Genomic DNA, 17818 nt, shown 5'->3' with positions numbered 1-17818 from the left:
AGATCGCAGCGCCGGTACCTGCTGGCCAACGAGGCGTTCCAGGGCGTGCAGGCCGGGCCGCAACCGGGCGGCCCGCGTTGTCGAGCGGAGTGCCTAGAGCAGGAGCAGTGAGTAGCGCTGCCAGCTTCCGCGGGCGGTGAAGCCGAGTTCTTCATAACCGGTCACCACGGGGTCTCCCAGGCGGTTCGGGACGCCGAGGCTGATCGTCGTGATGCCCGGAGGCGGCTGCCGGGTGATGTCGGCGATCATGTGCCGCACCAGGTCCAGGCCGCGTGCGGCAGGACGTAGTCCGATCGTTTCGATCCACAGGTCGGCGGGGTCGGCCGGCCACGTCACCGCAAGCAGGTAGGCCAGCAGACCACCGCCGGCAGCCGACCGAGCCACCCGCGACGCATCAACCCGCAGGCCCGGGTGGGCCAGTGCGGCCGTGATGGCCGCCCGCCCGCGCCCCGCGTGCGGATCACCGGCGAACACCTGCGCGTAGAGCTCACCGATCGCCGCGTAGTCCACCGGTGTGAGCGGCGCAATCGTGGCGGCGGGCTCTCCGGACGTCAGCAACGGCGGCCTCAGCGGACGGGTCAGCTCGGTGAACACGGAGGCCGGGGTGAACCCACGCTCGAGAAGCACCGGGCCGAGATACTCGTCGGCCACGTCGATCAGCACCTCCACGGCCCCGCCGGCGCCCGCTGCTGCCCGGTCGAGGGACCAGTCGACCAGGCTGGTGCCGGCCCCGCGACGACGCCAGGGCGGGAGCACCTGACCGGCGACCTCGACCAGCGCGTGCCCGGCGTCGGTGCTGCGTTCGAGCCGGACGAAACCCGCAACAGCCCCGTCCACCCGTACCACCGCAACGTCACCGTCGGCGGCCGCCACCAGCGGGCGTTCCAGGCGCGCATGCCGCAGCTCGCAGGCGTCCCCGCCGGCGCACGCAACTCCCGTCTCGGCGGCGCAGAGGGCAGCCACGAGCCGCTCCCGCACAGGATCCGTCAGCATTTCGAGCACCGCACCGCCCGCAGTCATGATCCGTCCACCTCTCCAACCCGACGCGAACCAGCCGTATCGTCGCCCGGACCCGTCCTGGCCTGGCCTGGCGGCAAACCCGGAACGACTTCTTCGAGCTCCGGAGCGGAAACCACCGAAGGAAGCGCCGAACCCGGCACAACCCGGCCGAGCGACGGCTCCGGCACCGTCGTATCGACCTTCGAACGCGAGCCGCGTCTCAACGCCGGAACCGCCGGCTCAAGAGCCGGAGCCCCCGGATCAACAACCGGAACCGCCGGCCCAAGAGCCGGAACCGCCGGATCAAGAGCCGGAGCCGGCACGGCCGCATCGGGGTCTGCGACCTGCGAGGCCCCGTCACGCTCGGATACAGCGAGGGCAGTTGCGAAGCCCGGAGCGTGGGTCTTCTGCCGGTGGAAGATGGCGTCGAGGGTGCGGAGCAGGATGTCGGCGACGATGATGCCCGGCGCGTCGGACGGCCCGGCGATCAGCTCGACCACGTCGACTCCGAGCACGTCGAGCCCGCTGCACAGGCCTTCGAGCAGTGCGACCGTCTCCAGATGGCCGAAGCCGCCCGGCAGCAGCGTGCCGGTGCTGGTCAGGACCGACGGGTCGAGGACGTCCACGTCGATGGTCACGTGCCAGCGCAGCCCTGGTGGGAGGGACGCGATGATGTCGCGTACCGGGAGATCCAGTGCGGTCCGGCCGGGCCAGCAGCGTAAGCGGCCCGGGGCCTGGCCCACCTCGTCGGTGAGCTGGCGGACGCCGACCTGGGCGACGAACGAGATCGCGGGGTCGCCCAGGGCCCAGTCCAGGAAGTTGCCGTGGTGGAGTTCGTCGCGGGAGCCGGTGCGGACCTGGCCGAAGTCGTGGTGTGCGTCGAGGTGCAGGACGCCGATGCCTTCTGCGGCGCGGGTGATGCCGTCGAGGACGGACATGGTGATGGAGTGGTCGCCGCCGAGGACGATCGGGACACGGCCGGCTTCGACGACGGCGGCGACGGTGTCGGTCAGGGCGGCCAGCATCGGGCCGCCGGGCCGGGGAGCGACCCCGGCGAGGTCACCGATGTCGAGCAGGCGGATGCCGTCGAGGATGCGGCGGCCGCGCACCGGGTCGTACATGCCGGTCGGCCGCCCGTCGCGGACAACGCTGCGGAACAGCCCGGGGCTCACCCGGCGGAGGTATTCGGGGGCGAACTTGGCGCCGGCGCGGTAGGTGACCCCAGCGTCGTAGGGGACGCCGATCACCACGCCGTGGCTGGTCTCGCCGCGGAGGGCGCCGGCGAGGTCGGTCACGGGCATGCCGAACAGGCCTGTGCGCCGGGCGACCTCGGGGCTTGCGGGCGGTGCACAGTCCCGCAGCAGGCCGTGCCCCACGAGCGACCGGACACCCTCGACAACCGCGTCCGGCCCGACGCCGAGGTCGGCGGCGACGACGGCCGCGCTGGTGGGCACGGCGAAGGCAGCCAGCAGGCGGACCGCCGAGGGGCCGAGACGTACCTCGCGGCCGGTGAGCGGCGACCAGTACACGCCGTTGGGCCGCCGCACGACGTCGCCGGCGATCATGAGCACATCGTCCGCGCTGAGCACAAAAGAAAGGTCCGCCCCGGTCATGACGGGACCGTTCGGGCCTGGCCGCCGAGCCACGCCTGCCAGAGCCTCGCGTACGGGCCGTCCGCGGTGAGCAGGTCCTGATGCGCGCCGCTCTCGGCGATGCGGCCGTCGACCAGCATCACCACGCGGTCGGCGCGGGTGGCGGTGTCGAGGCGGTGGGCGACCTCGATGATGGTGCGCCGCCCGGCGGTCTCGGCCAGGCTCGTTTCGAGGCGGGCGGCCTGGGCGCGGGAGAGTGCGGAGGTCGCCTCGTCGAGGACGAGCACCTGCGGTGCCCGCAGGATCAGCCGGGCGGCTGCGAGCTGCTGTGTCTCGGCCGGGGTCGGCAGGTACGCGTCCGCACCGAGTTCGGCGCCGAGGTCGGTGACCCAGGTGGCGCCGGCGGCTTCGAGGGCGCGGACCAGCTCCTCCGGTGAGGCTTCGGGGCGGGCGAGGAGCAGGTTGTCGGCGACCGTACCGGTGAAGACGTGGTCCTCCTGGGTGACCAGCGCGACCCGGTCGCGCAGCAGGCCGTCGGGGAGGTGGGCCACCGGGGTGCCGCCGATCGCCACGCGGCCGGTCGCGGCGGTGTGCACACCGGCGATCAGCAGGGCCAGGGTGGACTTTCCCGCTCCTGAGGCGCCGACGATCACGACCCGCTCTCCGGGCTCGACGACAAGCGTGACGTCGTGCAGGACCGGCCGGTCCGGCGCATATCCGAAGGTCACACCGGCCACCTCGACCCGCGCATCGAGAGATGGGACGGGTGTGAAGGCCGGGGAGGCCGGTGCCCGGGGCACGCCGAAGATGCGGGCGAAGGCCGCGGTGGCCGACTGCAGTTCGCCGAACCAGTACGCGAGGTCGTCCAGCGGGGTGATCAGCGCCCGGACCAGCAGCGTGATGGCCGCGACGGCACCGATCTCGGCCCGGCCCTGCTGCACCAGCACCGCGCCCCAGGCCAGGACCACGAGCAGCGGCAGGTGGTAGCCGATCTGCACCGCCGGGAACCAGCGGACGTGCAGGCCGATAGGGACCAGGGCGGCGTCGCGGGCGGTGCCGATGCGCTCCCGGACCAGGTCGCGGCGGTCGCCGGCCAGGTCGAACGCCTCGACCGTGTCGGCACCGCGCGCGGTCTCGGTGACGGCCGAGGTCAGGCGGGCCCGGGTGGCAAAACGCGCGGCGAACGCGGCCGGGGCCCGCCGGGTGTACCAGCGGGTGGCCAGGGCGATGATCGGCAGTCCGATCAGCACACCGCCGGCGATCAGCGGGTCGATCAGGAACGCGGCGACCACCGTCAGCACCGTGGTCAGCACTCCGATCAGGGTCTCCGGCACACCGGTGCGGACGATCTCGCGGATCGCCTCCATGTCGGTGGTGGTCCGCGACAGGATCTCGCCGGAGTCGGTCTCCTCGACCGTGCCGAGCGGCAGCGCCAGGATCCGGTCGGTGAAGTCCTCGCGCAGTTCGGCGAAGACGAGCTCGCCGAGGGTGAAGGCGGCCCGGGTCGCCACGAAGGCGAGCACCCCGTGGGCGAGCAGGCAGGCCGCGATGAGGACGGCGGTGAGGTCGGCGTCGTGGGTGTCGAAGCCGCCGGTGATGCCGTCGACCAGCCGGCCGAGCAGGATCGGCGGCAGCAGGCCCACCGCGACGGTGACGACCTGCAGCGCCACGATCCCGGCCAGCCGTCCGCGGTGGCGGCGCTGCAGCGCACGGATCTCCCGGGCGACCGTTCGCCGGTCCGCGACCGGCAGCGCGCTCATGCGTTCTCCCGGGCGACCAAGGTGCGGTAGTCCTCGCTGGTCGCGAGCAACTCGGCGTGGGTGCCGCCGATCGGTTCACCGGCCAGGAAGACCACCCGGTCGGCGGCCTCCAGGAAGGCGGGGCTGGTCGTGACGACCACCGTGGTGCGGCCGGCCCGCTGCGCCCGGATCCGCCCGCAGACCTCCACCTCGGTCACCGTGTCGAGCGAGCTGGTCGGTTCGACCAGGATCAGGTACGCCGGTGCGTCCAGCACCGCACGCGCCAGCGCCACCCGCTGCCGCTGGCCACCCGACAGCGTGCGCGCCTGCGCCCCGACCACGGTCGTCAGGCCGTCCGGCAGCGCGTCGACGACGTCCGTGGCGACGGCGGTGGCGAGCGCTCCGGCGACCGCAGCGTCTGCGGCGGCTGCACCCGGGTCCACGTTGGCGCGCAGCGTACCGGAGAAGAGGGTGGGCTCCGCGCCGTGCAGGCGGACCAGGCGGCGCAGGGCCGAGCGGTCGAGTGCCACGATCGGGACGCCGCCGATCGTCGTGGTCAGCGCGTCGACCGGGTCGAGCCCGGCCAGCCGGGCGCCGAGCGCACCCGCGTCACGCTCGTCGCCGATCGCCACGACGGTGAACTCCCCTTCGGCGGCCTCGACGCCGGTGGTGCCGTCCCGCAGGTCGCCGGACGCCGTGGTGCCCGTGCCGGGCCAGCCGGGCGGGTCGACGGCGAGGGCCCGCAGCACCCGGTCGGCCGCCACCCGCGACCGGGCCCGCGTCGTCACGAAGGTCGCCAGCGCACCCAGCGGCTCGACCAGGTACGCCGCGGCGGCGTAGAACGCGACGAGTTCACCCGGCTCGATGCTGCCCCGCAGGACCAGGCGGGCGCCGACCCAGGTGACCAGGATCAGCAGGACGCCGGGGAGCAGCAGCTTGGCCGCCTCGATCAGCGCCTCGGTGCCGGCGATCCCCGTGCCGGCGGTCCGGGCCTGCCGTGACGTCTCGCGGTACCGGGTGCGGAACGTCTGCTCGGCGCCGATCGACCGCAGGATCCGCAGCCCGAGGGCGATGTCGGAGCCCAGGTCACCGAGCCGGCCGAGGAGTCTGCGCTGCTCCCGCTGGCGGCCCTCGAGGGGCTCGGCGACGCGGGTCGTGGTCCACATCAGCAGCGGCACCCCCACCAGCACGATCGCCCCGAGCAGCAGCGAGCTGGTCAGGAGATAGCCGGCCACCACCGCGAACGCGACGACCGAGGCGATGAGCTGGATGAGCGCGCCGGGGTAGCCGGCGATCGCGTCGGTGTCCGAGGTCATGGCGGTGGCGAGCTCACCCGGTGACACCTCACGGCCGATCGCTCGGGCGCGGCCGGCGACGGCCAGGCCGAGGCGCTGCTTGAGCTGGAACGCCACCCGGATCCGCAGCCGTGACGAGGCGGCGTACCGCCAGACGCTGGCCACGATCGCCACGACGATCAGGACGGCCAGCACGCCCACCGGTCCGGCCGCCAGGCCTTCGCCGTCGGTTGCGGCGTTCAGCACGGCCCCGATCGCGGCCGGTGTCAGTGCTTCGGCGACGCTGCCGAGGAGCGCGACGGCGAGGATCAGGCCGAGCACCGGCAGGTGGCCGCGGACCGCCGAGCGCAGCAGCGCGCGGCGCGGCGCCGCGGCCGGGTGGGGCACGGTCATAACAGGGGAATCGCCTTCAGGTCGGGGAATCGGGCTCGCAGGGCGGCCATACCGGAAAGGCCGCCGAGGTCACGGAGGACGTCGGTGATGATGTCGAGGAACGGGCCGGACCGCGACCCGGCGGCGATCTTGAAGAGACCCTCCCGGCGGGCGACACGCGGCACGATCGTCTCGAAGCGGTGGGAGCGGAAACCGAAGCTGGAGCCGTGGGTGAAGCGGATCCCGCGCCGCGCCACCTCCCGGCGCAGGGCCGCGAGCAGCAGCCCGTGGTTTTCGAGGGTGTCCTCGGCCAGCTTCACGATCACGAACGGGCTCTGGGCGAGGCCGGGTGTGCCCGGACGCAACGCGGGGTGCACCACCTCGGCGAAGATTCCCCGGACCTCGGCCAACTCGCGGGCGAGCCGGGCGTTGGTGGCGAAGACCTGACCGGCGTGCCGTCGTGTCCAGGCCGGGTCGGCGACGAAACCGGTGTCGAGGGCCGCCGCGGCGGCCACCGCGATGCCGGAGCCGGTGGTGGACCGGGCCAGCCGGAGGGTCGACGCCAGCTGGTCGGCGGTCGGTGGACCGGCGTGCGAGTAGATCTCGGCGATGCCGAGGTTGGCCAGCTCGAGGCCCTGCTGGTCGAGTTTCAGCCCGGACCGCAGCTCGACGACGAGGACGTCACCGAGGCCGGTGAGCCCGTCGAGGAAGGCCCGGGTCGGCCAGAGCGGCGAGACCAGCGTGGTGTCGACAACGATGATCCTCGGCCGGTCGGGTGCGGACCGCCAGGCCCGGAGCAGGGCACTGACGTCGAGCACGTCGAGCTCCCAGTTGTAGCGGACCGGCTCGATCAGCAGGACGTCGTGACCACCGCGCTGCAGAGTCTCAGTGAGGTCGCCGACCCCCACCTTGTCGTAACGCAGCACCGCCGAGCCGAGGTACTCCATCAGCAGGTCGGTCTCGAAGTAGTCACCCCAGTACGCCACCGACAGTGGCCGCCGCTCGTCCGGGCGCAGCATGTGCACGAGGCTCTGGAGCACGTGGCCGAGGCCTGCCATGCAGCTGTTGAACGTGACCACCGCCCCACTCCACCCGTCGGGCGGGGTCGACGCCAGGCGGCTCTCCAGGTGGGCGACCGGGAGTCCGCGCTCGTAGCTGTGCGGGAAAGCGAGTCCGCTGGGCAGACGCCGGTCGCCGGTCGAGTCGGGTGAGCGGAAGTGCTCCTCGTCGAGGCGGTGACCGCGGCGCAGGAGCAGGGCCCGGAGCTGCTCGGACGCCGTCTCCAGCCGGTGTTCGGCGGCGAGCGGGTCCGCCGCGACGTCGATCGCGGCGAGGCGGGCCCGGAAGCGGGCCCACTGCCGCTCGTCGCCGGCACTCTGGGCCTCGGCCAGGGCGGCCAGCCCCGTCAGCAGCTCGCGTTCCAGGCTCAGCTCGTCGCGGTGGCGGCGGCCCGTCGCGGGCGCGGCCTGCGTGCCGGCGGTCATGACACCGGCCGGATCCCGGTGCCGTCGTACGCCCACTCGGCCGGCGGCTCGATCCGGTTGAACCAGCGCTTGTTGGTCGACGTGTACGCCCCCGAGGCGGTCAGCACGAGCCGGTCCCCGGGCGTACAGGGGGCGAGGTCGAAGGTGGATCGACGGCCGCGGACGTCGGTGCCAAAGAAGTCGTTCTCGTAGAGGGTGTTGCCGGCCAGCAGCGTGGCGCGACCCTCCCCCGGCGTGGCGTCCGGGTCGGCCGGCAGGACGACGGGCCGGTGCCAGGGCGCGTAGTTCCAGGCGGAGGCGTCGACCGTCACCACGTCGGCCCCGAAGGCCGGGTGGTCGCGCTCGGACGACAGCACGGAGACGAAGAGGTAGCCGTGGGGTCCGAGCACCCCGCCGCCGGGCTCGAACTGCAGCGTCATCGCGCGCCCGGTCCGCTCGCACCATTGCCGCAGGATGCGGTCGACTGCCGCGAGCGCGCCCAGGGCGGCGCTGCGCTGGGCGTAGAGGCTGAAGAAGCCGCCGCCGAGGTCGATGGTGTGCAGGTCGGGGAACGCCTCGGCGACCGCGAGCAGGTAACGGGTCTTGTGGACGAGGTGCTCCGCCGTCATCTGCCCGGTGTGCGTGTGCAGCCGGACCAGGGGGTTGCCGGTACGGCCGAGCAGGTCGTGCAGGCGCGGGTCGGTGGCGAGCAGCCCGAACCGGCTCTGGGCGCCGAACGTGCTGTGCTCGTTCTCGATGGCCTCCGGCAGCGGCACCCGCAGGCGCACCCCGACGGGCTCACCCGGGAACGCCGCGCACAGGGCTTCGAGCTGCTCGTACGAGCTGGCGTCGACCAGGACACCGTCCGCGCGCAGCTTCTCGGCGTCCGCGATCGTGAAGGCCGGCCCGGTCGCGGTGATCCGCGTGAAGCCGGCCGCCCGGGCCAGGTTGTACTCGCCGAGGGAGGCCACGTCGGCGCCGAGGCCCAGCGCCGCCAGCTCGCTCAGGACCCCGACGGTGTGACAGGCCTTGAGGGCGACGTTGAGCTGCGCACCGGCCACCGTGGCGACGTCGGCGACGAGCAGCCCGACCGAGTGACGCAGCCCTTTGAGGTCGTAGACCAGGGCAGGTGTCGGCAGTTCCAGCGCGTGCCGGAAGATGGCGGTGTCCGGGAACCGCACGAGCGGCGGCACGGCCTGCGGTGTGGTCATCCCGGGGCTCCTCTCCAAGGGGACGGGCCGGTGCCGGGCGCGCTGTGATCGCGCCCGGCACCTCGAACGCACGGGCCTACTGCCCCAGCTCGCTCGTCTTCGGGCGGTTCATCGCCAGGATCGACAGGTCGGTCCGGATCTCCCGGACGTCCCCGCTGAGCACCTCGACGTCGTCCGTCAGACCCAGGTCCTCGACCTTCAGGCCCTGCGGCTCGGCGAACATGTCCGCGAGAGACCGCTCCAGCGCCTCGATGGATTCCATTAACACTCACCTCCTTTCAGCGTCACAGTCCCGAACGGTGTTGTGCGGGTATCAGGAGGCCACGGCCACACCCGAGTAGCCCTCGGCGTGGGCGCGCAGCACCGAGCCGTCCGCCAGCGGCACCCCGGCCAGCGCGTCGACCACCTCGGCCAGCCAGGCGGTCAGGCGGCGGCCGTCGACGCCGTACTCAGCGGCGAACGCGGGTGTCTCGGCCCCGCGCGCGAAGTGGTGCGCCCGGGCCCAGGACTTCACGAGGCTGCTGGTCAGCCGGGCCTCGTCACCGGCTCCGCGACAGAGCAGCGACAGGTAGAACAGGCTCTGGTGGGTGTAGACGTGGTACGCCGCCAGCGACCGGTCCGCGCTGAACAGCCGTCCCCGGCCACCCCACGGCACCGGCAGCAACTCGCTGCTCTCGTCGACATAACCGGCCCGCAGGATGTCGCGGGCCACGCCCAGATCGGCGAGCTTCTGGTGCAGGCTCTCGTGCAGGACGATCTCGGCGGCGCGGACCGGGTCGGCGAAGACGCGGTCGCTGACGTAGATGACCAGTGGCGTCCCGGCGTAGTAGCCGCTGTTCATGGCGCCGTCGTAGATCCCGACCGCGATGCCGTCGACGACGTCCGGCCCGATCAGCGGCAGCGCGGTGGTCAGCACCGCGGCCGCCTCGGCCAGCGCGGCCTCCAGCTCGGTGGTCACCGGCACCGTGGCGACCACCGAGGTGTCCGCCGTCCCGGCCATCGACGTGTTGAACCGGGCGACGAGCTCCTCACCGGCCGGGTTGCCGTGCCAGGCCTTCAGCGCCGCGGGCCGAGGCCCGGACGGCTCCGTGTCGGCGGTGAGCGCCGGGTCGTCCTGACGAGCCCGCCTGTACGCCGCGTGCTCCGCCAGCAGAGCACGGCCCTGCGGGACGTCACCGGCGAGCAGCAACCGCAAGGCGGCGTCCAGGACCCCGCGCCGCAGCGACTCGAGCTGCGGCGCTGCGGCCGGTGCCAGGTCGGCAGGGTCGAGGCCACACGTCTGGGCGCACAGCGCGCCGAGGCCGCGGTAGTAGGCCGTCCCGGTGCGGCGGATGTCGTCACCGCGGCCGAACGTGCCGCCGGCGAGCTTGCGTTCGAGAGCGGAGACCAGGGCGGCGGTCATCGCGGCGCTCCCGCGGTGATCAGCCCGTGCCGCCGGAGCAGGTCCAGCTTGCGGTCGACCAGGGCGCCGACCTGGTCGCCGGTGGCGCGGTCGCCCAGCAGCGCGCCGACCCGCTCGCGGATGCCCTCGGGTGTCCGGCCGTCGCACAGCTCCAGGACATACCAGGTCAGCCGGTCGAGAACGCTGACACCGAAGGGCTCCCGGGAGAAGACGAACGCGGCGGAATGGTCCGCGTACGGCTCGAGAAACCACGTCGACGTCTTGATCGGACCGTCCATGCTGTCGCTCCCGTCCCTCCGGCCGGCGTTACGCTGACCGATGGTTCAGCCGGGGCGTTGCAGCATGGTTGCAGCGCAGGTCAGCTCCGGTCCTCCAGCGCCGCCCGCGCCTCGGCCAGGACCGTCGCCGGGGCCGTGGTGGTGAGCACGTGGTCGAGCGCCCGGCGGTAGGCGATGTCGAACGCCTCTTCGGCGGGCACGTCGACGTCCGGGACGACACCGGTCCCCTCCCAGTTGCCGCCGGTCATCGGGTTGACCGACCGGGCGGTGGGCACGGTGATCTCCAGCGTCGGCGTGAGGGGGAAGAACTGCGTCGGGTGGGCGCCACCGCGGGTGGTACGGCCGATCAGGGTCGCCCGCTCCAGCACCTGGAGGTTGTAGCAGAACTCCTCACCGGCGGAGAACGTGACATCACTGATCAGCACCCAGACCGGCCGGTCGGGGTACCGCTCGCCGGGCAGGTACGCAAGACTCCAGAACTGCCGCGTCCCGCCGGACTCACCGTCGTAGATGTTGTTGAGGTGTGTCATGTCGTCCGCGAAGAGGTAACTGAGCCAGAAGGTGACGCCGTTCGGCGAGCCGCCCCTGTTCCTGCGCAGGTCGAGGATCAGCGCCTCGGTGTGCGAGACCAGCTCCATCGCGGCGGCGATCGCCCGTCCACCCACCGACGCATCGGCGATCTGGCGCAGATCCAGGTAGCCGATGTTGCCGTCGAGGCGCTCGACGCGGGCAATGCCGTAGTTGGCGGTCCTGACGCTCTCCTTGTAAGCGGTGATCAGTTCAGCCTCGGTCAGCGACGCGTGCATCTCGGGCGGGCGGGTCCGGACTCGCAGGTGTTTGTCCGCACAGACCTCGAACAGCTCGGCGGTCAGCCGCTCGGCGAGTTTCTCCTCGTCGAGCCCGTCGTATTCGCCGGCCTCCTGCCGCCGCCGGATCGCGACCGCCGCGGCCTGCGCCTTCTCCGGAAAGATGTAGCGGGTGGTGAGCAGCGCGAGGGCATCATCAATCACAGTGGACATGCCGCGAACCTAGCGGTTCCGGCACGACCGCGGGTGACACCCGGGAGGCCTCCCCCGGGCATCACCCGCTCGTTCTCAGGACGCCGGCGTGCCGGTGACCTCGAGGTCCCGGAGGCGGCCGATGTTGTCGAACGAGCCGAAGCCCACCCGTCCCGAGGAGAACGTCGTGTCCCGGGCGGTCATCAGCGGATCCTTGGCACCGTCCACGTAGACCGCGATCTCGCCCGTCGCCGGCAGGTGCTTCACCTTCACGTCGTGCCAGTCGGCGTCGACCACGGCCGGGTTCGCGCCCCGGGAGCGGCCGTTCCACTCGTAGTCGATGCGTTCACGGTCGGCGTTGTTGACCTTGAAGATGCCGTTGTGCGGGTAGATCGTGTTGTCGGTGGAGAGGTGTGCGTAGTAGAACTCCGTGTCGCTCTTGTAGCCGAAGACGATGATCACGTCGCGGTTCGTGATCTCGACCGGTTCGTCGAGGCGCACGCTCGCCTTGATCTCGACCGAGGACAGGACGGGTCCGGCCGTCAGCACGGCGTACTCGAAGGGCCGGCGGGGTCCGGGCCGGGCGACGCCGGCCTCGGCGAGGATCACCTGGCTGCCGGTGAACTTCCACTTGGACGGGGTCACGGGCGCCCAGTTGGTCGGCCGCATGGTGTCACGGACCTTGGTGGTGCCGGCCGGGGCCGACGCGAAGGTGCGCGTCCCGGTGACTTTCCAGACCTTGGCGTTGGCCTTGGCCAGGAGGTACAGCTCACCCTGGGCGTCGGTGCCGAACCGCAGGTCCACCCGGTTGGGATCGCCGGGCGCGCCCGGCGACGACAGATCCCGCAGGCGTACGGGCACACCCGCGTCGTCGAACAGGTTGAGCCGGTGGATCGTGGCCGGGGCGTGGCCGCGGCGCATCTCGTCGGCCTCGGTGTAGAAGACCCAGCCGTTGACCAGGTCGCCGAAGACGTACTTGCCGCGCAGCGCCGGGACGTCCTGGCCCCGGTAGACGAACCCGCCCGCGACCGCCACGCCGACGTCCGAGGTGCAGTTCCAGTCCGGCGCCGGGTTGTGGTCGTACTCGGCCACGGGGTACTGGTAGCCGGCGTCGTCGGCGGGCAGCGGGAAGAGCCGGTCGCACGGTGTCGTGGGTGTCTTGTCGAAGACGTACCGGCCCTCGCGCTCGCTCCAGCCGAAGTTGTCACCGGCGCGGACCTCGTAGATCGCCTCGACGGCGTGCTCGCCGATGTGGCCCAGGTAGAGCCGCCCGGTGGCCCGGTCCCAGCTGAACCGGTGCGGGTCCCGGAAGCCGTACGCGTAGACCTCGCCGAGCTTCCCGGCCTGCCCGACGAACGGGTTCGACGGCGGGATGCCGTACTTGCCGTTCGGAGCGTTGGTGCCGCGCGGGTCGATGCGCAGGAGCTTGCCGTGGGGCAGTGCGAGGTTCTGCGGGTCGGTGTTGCCGGCACCCTGGCCGCCGTCACCGACCGCCAGGTAGAGGTTGCCGTAGTCGGCCGAGCCGCGCTTGGCCGTCGGGTTGAAGTTGATCTCCTGGATGCCGTGGATCTGGCCGCCGAAGCCGATGCGCAGCACCTCCCGGTGGGTGCCCGCGAACGTGTCCGCGGCCGGGTCGGTGGCCTTCCACTCGGTGATGACACCGTGGTAGAGCACGGTCGCCTGCCGGTAGTCCGGGACCTCGGCCGTGATCGCCGCTTCCTCGGTGTGGATCGTGTAGAAGAGGCCGTTGCGCCGGAAGTCGGGGTGGAACGTCACGTAGCCGAAGCCCTGTCCCAGCCCGCGCCCGGAGAAGAACTCGGGCTGGAAGCTCGCGGCGACGTCGAGGTAGACGTGCGGGACGCCGTTCTTCACCAGGTAGAGGTTGCCGTTGAGGTCGGGGACCGCGCGCCGGCCCGAGCCGTCCGGCACCTCCATGATCGTGTTGATCCGGGCGACGCGGTTGAGCCGCTGGTCGACGAGCGGCGGGTCGGTCACCGACTGCGGGAAGCTCGCATATTCGGAGAGCACCAGCGCGAGCCTCGAGGTCTCCGGCTCGGTCGGTACGGGGTCGTAGACGGCGCCGTCAGCGGCGCGAGCGGCCGACGGGATGCCGACCAATGTGGACAGAACGAGGACTATCGGCAACAGCAGTCTGCGGATCATCATTACCCCCGGGTCATGAAGCGGTACTGGTTCGCGACGTCGCGCGCCGAGAGCGAGCGGTCGAGGAGCATCAGCGCGTCCATCCGGCAGTCACACGGGTTGCGGTCCGGCGAGCCCTGCCACGGGAAGCTGCCGCCGATCTTGATGCCACGGGGATCGGTGGCCGTGGTGACGTGCGGTCCGGGACCGTTGAGCAGCCACGGATCGTCCGTGCGGGTGTAGAAGCCCTCGACCGGCCTGCCGTCGCGGTAGAGCGCCATGGTGCCGCTGGTGAAGTCGAACGTCGCGGCCAGGTGCACCCACTGGTCCTTGGGCAGCAGCGTCTGCCAGTCCGCGTTCGCCGCGAAAGTCTGGGAGTTGCCGCCGTCGAGCCGCCGGCCGAGCGCGACCAGGCGCAGGGTGCCGTTGACGTCGATGAGCTCCAGCAGGGCGCGGACGGCGTGCCCGTCGGAGTCGCCGGTGAGCACGCCGGTCAGGCCGATGGCGTTGAACCCGGCGGCCGGGCCGTCCATCGAGCGCTTGAAGAAGCCCATCACCGTGCTGCCCTCGGCCGCGTTGAAGGCCCGCAACGTCCGCACGCCGCTGGCCGACCAGATCCCGGCCTTCCAGTCGTCGGTGGTCCCGGCCGCGACCGGCCCGGTCTTCAGCGCGTTCCGGCTCCCGGGATAGGCCCGATCCTGTACGCGCATGGCAGCGCCGCCGTTGACCAGCTCGATCTCGGTGCCGGAGCGCCCGAGGTCGGCTTCGAGGGCCGGGTCACCGGGCATCGGGTGGTCGAAGTTGTAGTAGGCGACCACGGACGATCGCAGGGACGGATGGATGTCACGTGGGCCGTTGCTGCCTGCCCGCGCCGGTGCGGCGGCGGCGCCGGTCACCAGGACGGCGGCGACGGCGACGAGCGCACGGCTTCTTCTGGTCATCGCTGACCTCCATCAATGCTTGGGTGCGACTGGTGGTTCGGCGGGACGGCCGCCGAGGTAGAGCTCGCCGAGCTGCGGGTCGGCCAGCAGCTCGGCCGCCGGCCCGGAGATGTGGACGCGCCCGAGGTCGAGCACGCAGCCGGTGTCGGCGGTCTCGAGGGCGCGCCGGGCGTTCTGCTCGACGAGCAGGACGGCCGTGCCCGCGTCGCGCATGCGCACGACCTGGTCGAAGATGATGCTGGTGGCCTTGGGGTCGAGCCCCATCGACGGCTCGTCGAGGAGCACCACCTTGGGGTCGACCATCAGCGAGCGGGCGAACTCGACCTGTTTCTGCTGCCCGCCGGAGAGCAGCCCGGCCAGCGCGTTCCAGCGTTCGGCAACGACCGGGAAGAGCTCCTTCACGAACGCCGTCCGCGCAGCGAGCTTGGACTTGTCCTTGAGGGTGTACGCGCCGAGCAGGACGTTCTCGGCGACGGTCATCTCGCGGAAGACGCTGTGGCCCTGAAGGACCAGAGCCACCCCGGCGGCCAGCATCTTCTGCGGGCCAAGGCCGGTGACGTCCTCACCACCGACCAGGATGCGGCCCGAGCGGGGCTTGAGCAGGCCGCTGGCCACCTTGAGCACAGTGGACTTGCCGGCGCCGTTCGGCCCGACCAGGCAGACAACGGACCCGGCGGGCACGGCCACGCTGAAGCCGCGCAGCACCGGCGCCGCCCGGCCGTACCCGGCCTGGACGTCGACGAGTTCGATCTCAGACGCCAAGGTATGCCCCCAAAACGCGCTCGTCGGTGCGGATCAGCGACGGTGGCCCCTCGGCGATCGGGCGGCCGCGGTCGAAGACCACGATGTGGTCGCTGATGCTCATCACCAGGTCCATGTTGTGCTCGACGATGACAAAGGTGCGGCCCTCGGCGTTGAGCTCACGCACGAGCGTGCCGATGCGGTCGAGCAGCGCCGGGTTGACGCCGCCGGCCGGCTCGTCGAGCAGCACCGTGGCCGGCTCGCCCATCAGGACCCCGGCGAGCTCCAGCAGTTTCTGCTGGCCCCAGGACATGTTGCGGGCCTCGACGTCGATCAGGTGCTCGATGCCGAGCCGCGTGAGCCACCCGCGGGCCCGGTCGACCTCGGCCCGGTGCCGCGCGCCGCGCAGCCCGCCGAGCAGACCTCCCGGGCGTACGGCGGCGAGCACGTTGTCGAGGGCCGACATGCGCGGGAAGACGCGGCAGAGCTGGAAGGTCCGGCCGACACCGGCGCGGGCGATCGCGTGCGGCGCCTTGCGGGTGATGTCCTGGCCCGCGTACGTGATCTGCCCGCTGTCGGCCCGGATCATCCCGGTGACGCAGTTGAAGAACGTGGTCTTGCCGGAGCCGTTGGGCCCGATCAGGGCGTTGACCTGCCCCTCGCGAAACTTCACGGTCGCGCCGTCGAGCGCCACCACTCCCCCGAACGCCTTCCTGACGTCCTTCGTCTCCAGGCTCATTGTTTGACCTCCTCGCGCTTACGTTCCTCCTGGAGTTCGGCGGCGGTGACCTCGCGGATCGAGCTCTGCTCGGACTTCCCGAAGCGCCGGAAGAGGCTGCCGATGGCGGGCAGGACACCGTCGGGCATGAACATCACGACCAGGCCCAGCAGCAGACCGGTCGCCACCAGGTGCAGCGGCGTGTTGCCGAACTGCCCCTTGAAGTATTCGAGCGCGACTCCCACGATCAGCGCGCCGGCGAGCGGCCCGAACAGGTTGCGCACCCCGCCCAGCAGCGCCATCAGCACCAGGTAGGACCCAGTGAGGATGGAGAACTGGAAGACCGGGTCGAGATCGCCGAACCACAGCGCGTAGAGCCCGCCGGCCAGCGCCGTGAACCCGGCCGAGATCACAAAGACGATCAGCTTGTACGCGAAGGTCGGCGTACCGAGGGCCTCGGCTTTGTCCTCGTCCTCCCGCACCGCCTTGAGCCCGAGCCCGAAGCGGGACCGGTCGATCACCCACCACACCAGCAGCGCCAGGGCGAGCAGCGCGGCGAAGAGGTAGAAGAACACCCGGTGGTGCTCGGGACGCAGCAGACCCGGGAACGGCCGTGGCACCACGAGACCGCGCGAGCCGCCGGTGAACGACGCCCAGCTCTGGAAGACCAGCAGCAGGATCAGCACCAGCGCGATCGAGACGATGACGAACGACGCCCCGCGTACCCGGAGAGCCGCGAGGCCGATCGGCACCGCCAGGAGAGCGACGAGCAGGGCGGCCACCGCCAGGGCCACGAAGCTGGGGAGGCCCGCCTTGGTGACCAGCAGCGCGGTGCCGTAACCGCCGAGCCCGGCCAGCGCGCCGTGCCCGAGGGAGATGTAGCCGGTGAAACCGCCGACGAAGTTCCACGAGGTCGACAGGACCGCGTAGTTCAGCACGACGATGCCGGCCGACAGGATGTACGGGTTCGGCGCGAGGCTGGGGAACGACAGCACGGCCGCGGCGAGGAGCACCAGTCCGGCGCCGGTCAGGACCTTCCTAGAAACGCTGGGCAAGACGACCTCCGAAAAATCCCTGTGGCCGGAACGCCAGCGTCGCGAAGAGCGCCAGGTAGAAGATCGTCTGCGCCCACGTGGTGCCCATCGGGATCTGCAGCAGGCTCTGCATCAGCCCGAGCAGGACCGCTGCGGCCGCCGCGCCCGGCACACTCCCGAGCCCGCCGACCACGATGATGGCCATCAGCGGGCCGATCCAGTGCCAGTGCAGGGACGGGTAGATGGTGGTGTCGAGCGACAGGGCCGTGCCGCCGATCGCGGCGGTGGCCAGTCCGAGACCGAAGCCGTACCCGGCGACCTTCTCGGTGTCGATCCCGACCAGCCGGGCCGCGTCACGGTGCTGGATCGTCGCCCGCAGCGCCCACCCGAACGTCGTCTTCTTCATGAGCAGGTAGAGCGCGGCCAGGGCGACCACGGCCAGCCCGAAGGCGATCAGTTTGACCACGGCGATCCGCGCGCCGAAGAGCCCGAAGCTCGCCGAGCCGTAACCGAGCTGGATGCGGCGCTGGGTGCCCGTGAACGCGTACCCGAGGAGGCCCTCGATGATGAGCGCGATCGCGAAGGTCAGCAGGACCGACATCATCGTCAGCGTGATCGGCCGCAGCCGGGACAGCAGCATCCGTTGCAGCAGTACCCCGGCGCCGAAGAACAGCGGGACCGTCACGATCATCGAGAGCAGCGGGTCGACGCCCAGCCGCTCGTGCGACCACCAGGCCAGATAGGCCGCGAGGATCAGGAACGCCGAGTGGGCGATCATCACCACGCGCATGATGCCGAAGTAGAGGGTCAGCCCCGCCGCCAGGAGGGCGTAGAGCCCTCCCAGCAGCAGGCCGAGGATGATGCTCTGGAAGAGCAGGCCACCGGACGGCATC

The 17818-nt window shown here is 71.7% G+C and carries 16 protein-coding genes; all 16 read right to left on the bottom strand.

All coding sequences use genetic code 11. From position 1 onward, the window contains the following. Positions 1-93 precede the first annotated feature (93 nt). The 16 genes from AFR_RS18535 to AFR_RS18460 all read right to left on the bottom strand — a co-directional run bounded on the left by AFR_RS18535 (position 94) and on the right by AFR_RS18460 (position 17817). Positions 94-1020 carry a GNAT family N-acetyltransferase gene (locus AFR_RS18535; RefSeq protein WP_023362329.1) on the bottom strand — a complete coding sequence of 309 codons (927 nt, stop codon included), beginning with the start codon at positions 1018-1020 and terminating at the stop codon, positions 94-96. Further along, positions 1017-2612: an arginase family protein gene (locus AFR_RS18530; protein ID WP_041840963.1), complete on the bottom strand. Its 1596-nt coding sequence runs from the start codon at positions 2610-2612 to the stop codon at positions 1017-1019. The genes AFR_RS18535 and AFR_RS18530 overlap by 4 nt, the downstream gene beginning before the upstream one ends. After that, entirely contained in the window at positions 2609-4351 is a 1743-nt protein-coding gene (locus AFR_RS18525) for an ABC transporter ATP-binding protein (protein WP_023362327.1), read from the bottom strand. The genes AFR_RS18530 and AFR_RS18525 overlap by 4 nt, the downstream gene beginning before the upstream one ends. Further along, a complete protein-coding gene (locus AFR_RS18520) occupies positions 4348-6018 on the bottom strand; it encodes an ABC transporter transmembrane domain-containing protein (protein WP_023362326.1) in 1671 nt (556 codons plus the stop codon). Before AFR_RS18520 ends, AFR_RS18525 begins: the two co-directional genes overlap by 4 nt. Continuing rightward, positions 6015-7481 (bottom strand): hypothetical protein, encoded by a 1467-nt coding sequence (locus AFR_RS18515; protein ID WP_148308000.1) that lies wholly within the window; start codon positions 7479-7481, stop codon positions 6015-6017. The genes AFR_RS18520 and AFR_RS18515 overlap by 4 nt, the downstream gene beginning before the upstream one ends. Further along, a complete protein-coding gene (locus AFR_RS18510; protein WP_023362324.1) occupies positions 7478-8671 on the bottom strand; it encodes a diaminopimelate decarboxylase family protein in 1194 nt (397 codons plus the stop codon). The genes AFR_RS18515 and AFR_RS18510 overlap by 4 nt, the downstream gene beginning before the upstream one ends. 76 nt (positions 8672-8747) lie before the next feature. Beyond that, entirely contained in the window at positions 8748-8933 is a 186-nt protein-coding gene (locus AFR_RS18505; RefSeq protein ID WP_023362323.1) for a hypothetical protein, read from the bottom strand. A gap of 51 nt (positions 8934-8984) precedes the next feature. Then, positions 8985-10073, bottom strand: coding sequence for a hypothetical protein (locus tag AFR_RS18500; RefSeq protein WP_023362322.1), 1089 nt, complete (start codon positions 10071-10073; stop codon positions 8985-8987). Further along, on the bottom strand, positions 10070-10351 hold the full coding sequence (locus tag AFR_RS18495) for a hypothetical protein (protein ID WP_023362321.1): 282 nt from the start codon (positions 10349-10351) through the stop codon (positions 10070-10072). Before AFR_RS18495 ends, AFR_RS18500 begins: the two co-directional genes overlap by 4 nt. Positions 10352-10431: 80 nt before the next feature. Beyond that, entirely contained in the window at positions 10432-11370 is a 939-nt protein-coding gene (locus tag AFR_RS18490; RefSeq protein ID WP_023362320.1) for a S41 family peptidase, read from the bottom strand. A gap of 75 nt (positions 11371-11445) precedes the next feature. Next, the gene (locus tag AFR_RS18485; protein ID WP_052359746.1) at positions 11446-13512 is read right to left on the bottom strand and encodes a PQQ-dependent sugar dehydrogenase; all 2067 of its coding nucleotides are present in this window, start codon (positions 13510-13512) and stop codon (positions 11446-11448) included. 2 nt (positions 13513-13514) lie between these two features. Continuing rightward, on the bottom strand, positions 13515-14432 hold the full coding sequence (locus tag AFR_RS18480; protein ID WP_023362318.1) for a LamG-like jellyroll fold domain-containing protein: 918 nt from the start codon (positions 14430-14432) through the stop codon (positions 13515-13517). Positions 14433-14444: 12 nt separating this feature from the next. Continuing rightward, a complete protein-coding gene (locus AFR_RS18475) occupies positions 14445-15194 on the bottom strand; it encodes an ABC transporter ATP-binding protein (RefSeq protein ID WP_023362317.1) in 750 nt (249 codons plus the stop codon). Next, positions 15184-15912 carry an ABC transporter ATP-binding protein gene (locus AFR_RS18470; RefSeq protein WP_023362316.1) on the bottom strand — a complete coding sequence of 243 codons (729 nt, stop codon included), beginning with the start codon at positions 15910-15912 and terminating at the stop codon, positions 15184-15186. Before AFR_RS18470 ends, AFR_RS18475 begins: the two co-directional genes overlap by 11 nt. Beyond that, positions 15909-16946, bottom strand: a complete 1038-nt coding sequence (locus AFR_RS18465) for a branched-chain amino acid ABC transporter permease (protein ID WP_052359410.1) — start codon at positions 16944-16946, stop codon at positions 15909-15911. Before AFR_RS18465 ends, AFR_RS18470 begins: the two co-directional genes overlap by 4 nt. Beyond that, on the bottom strand, positions 16930-17817 hold the full coding sequence (locus AFR_RS18460; protein WP_023362314.1) for a branched-chain amino acid ABC transporter permease: 888 nt from the start codon (positions 17815-17817) through the stop codon (positions 16930-16932). Before AFR_RS18460 ends, AFR_RS18465 begins: the two co-directional genes overlap by 17 nt. Between the last annotated feature and the right edge of the window lies 1 nt (position 17818).

This window comes from Amorphoplanes friuliensis DSM 7358, assembly GCF_000494755.1.
Taxonomy (GTDB): domain Bacteria; phylum Actinomycetota; class Actinomycetes; order Mycobacteriales; family Micromonosporaceae; genus Actinoplanes; species Actinoplanes friuliensis.
Note: the sequence above shows the minus strand (reverse complement) of the source record. Positions and strands in the feature narration are given on the sequence as shown.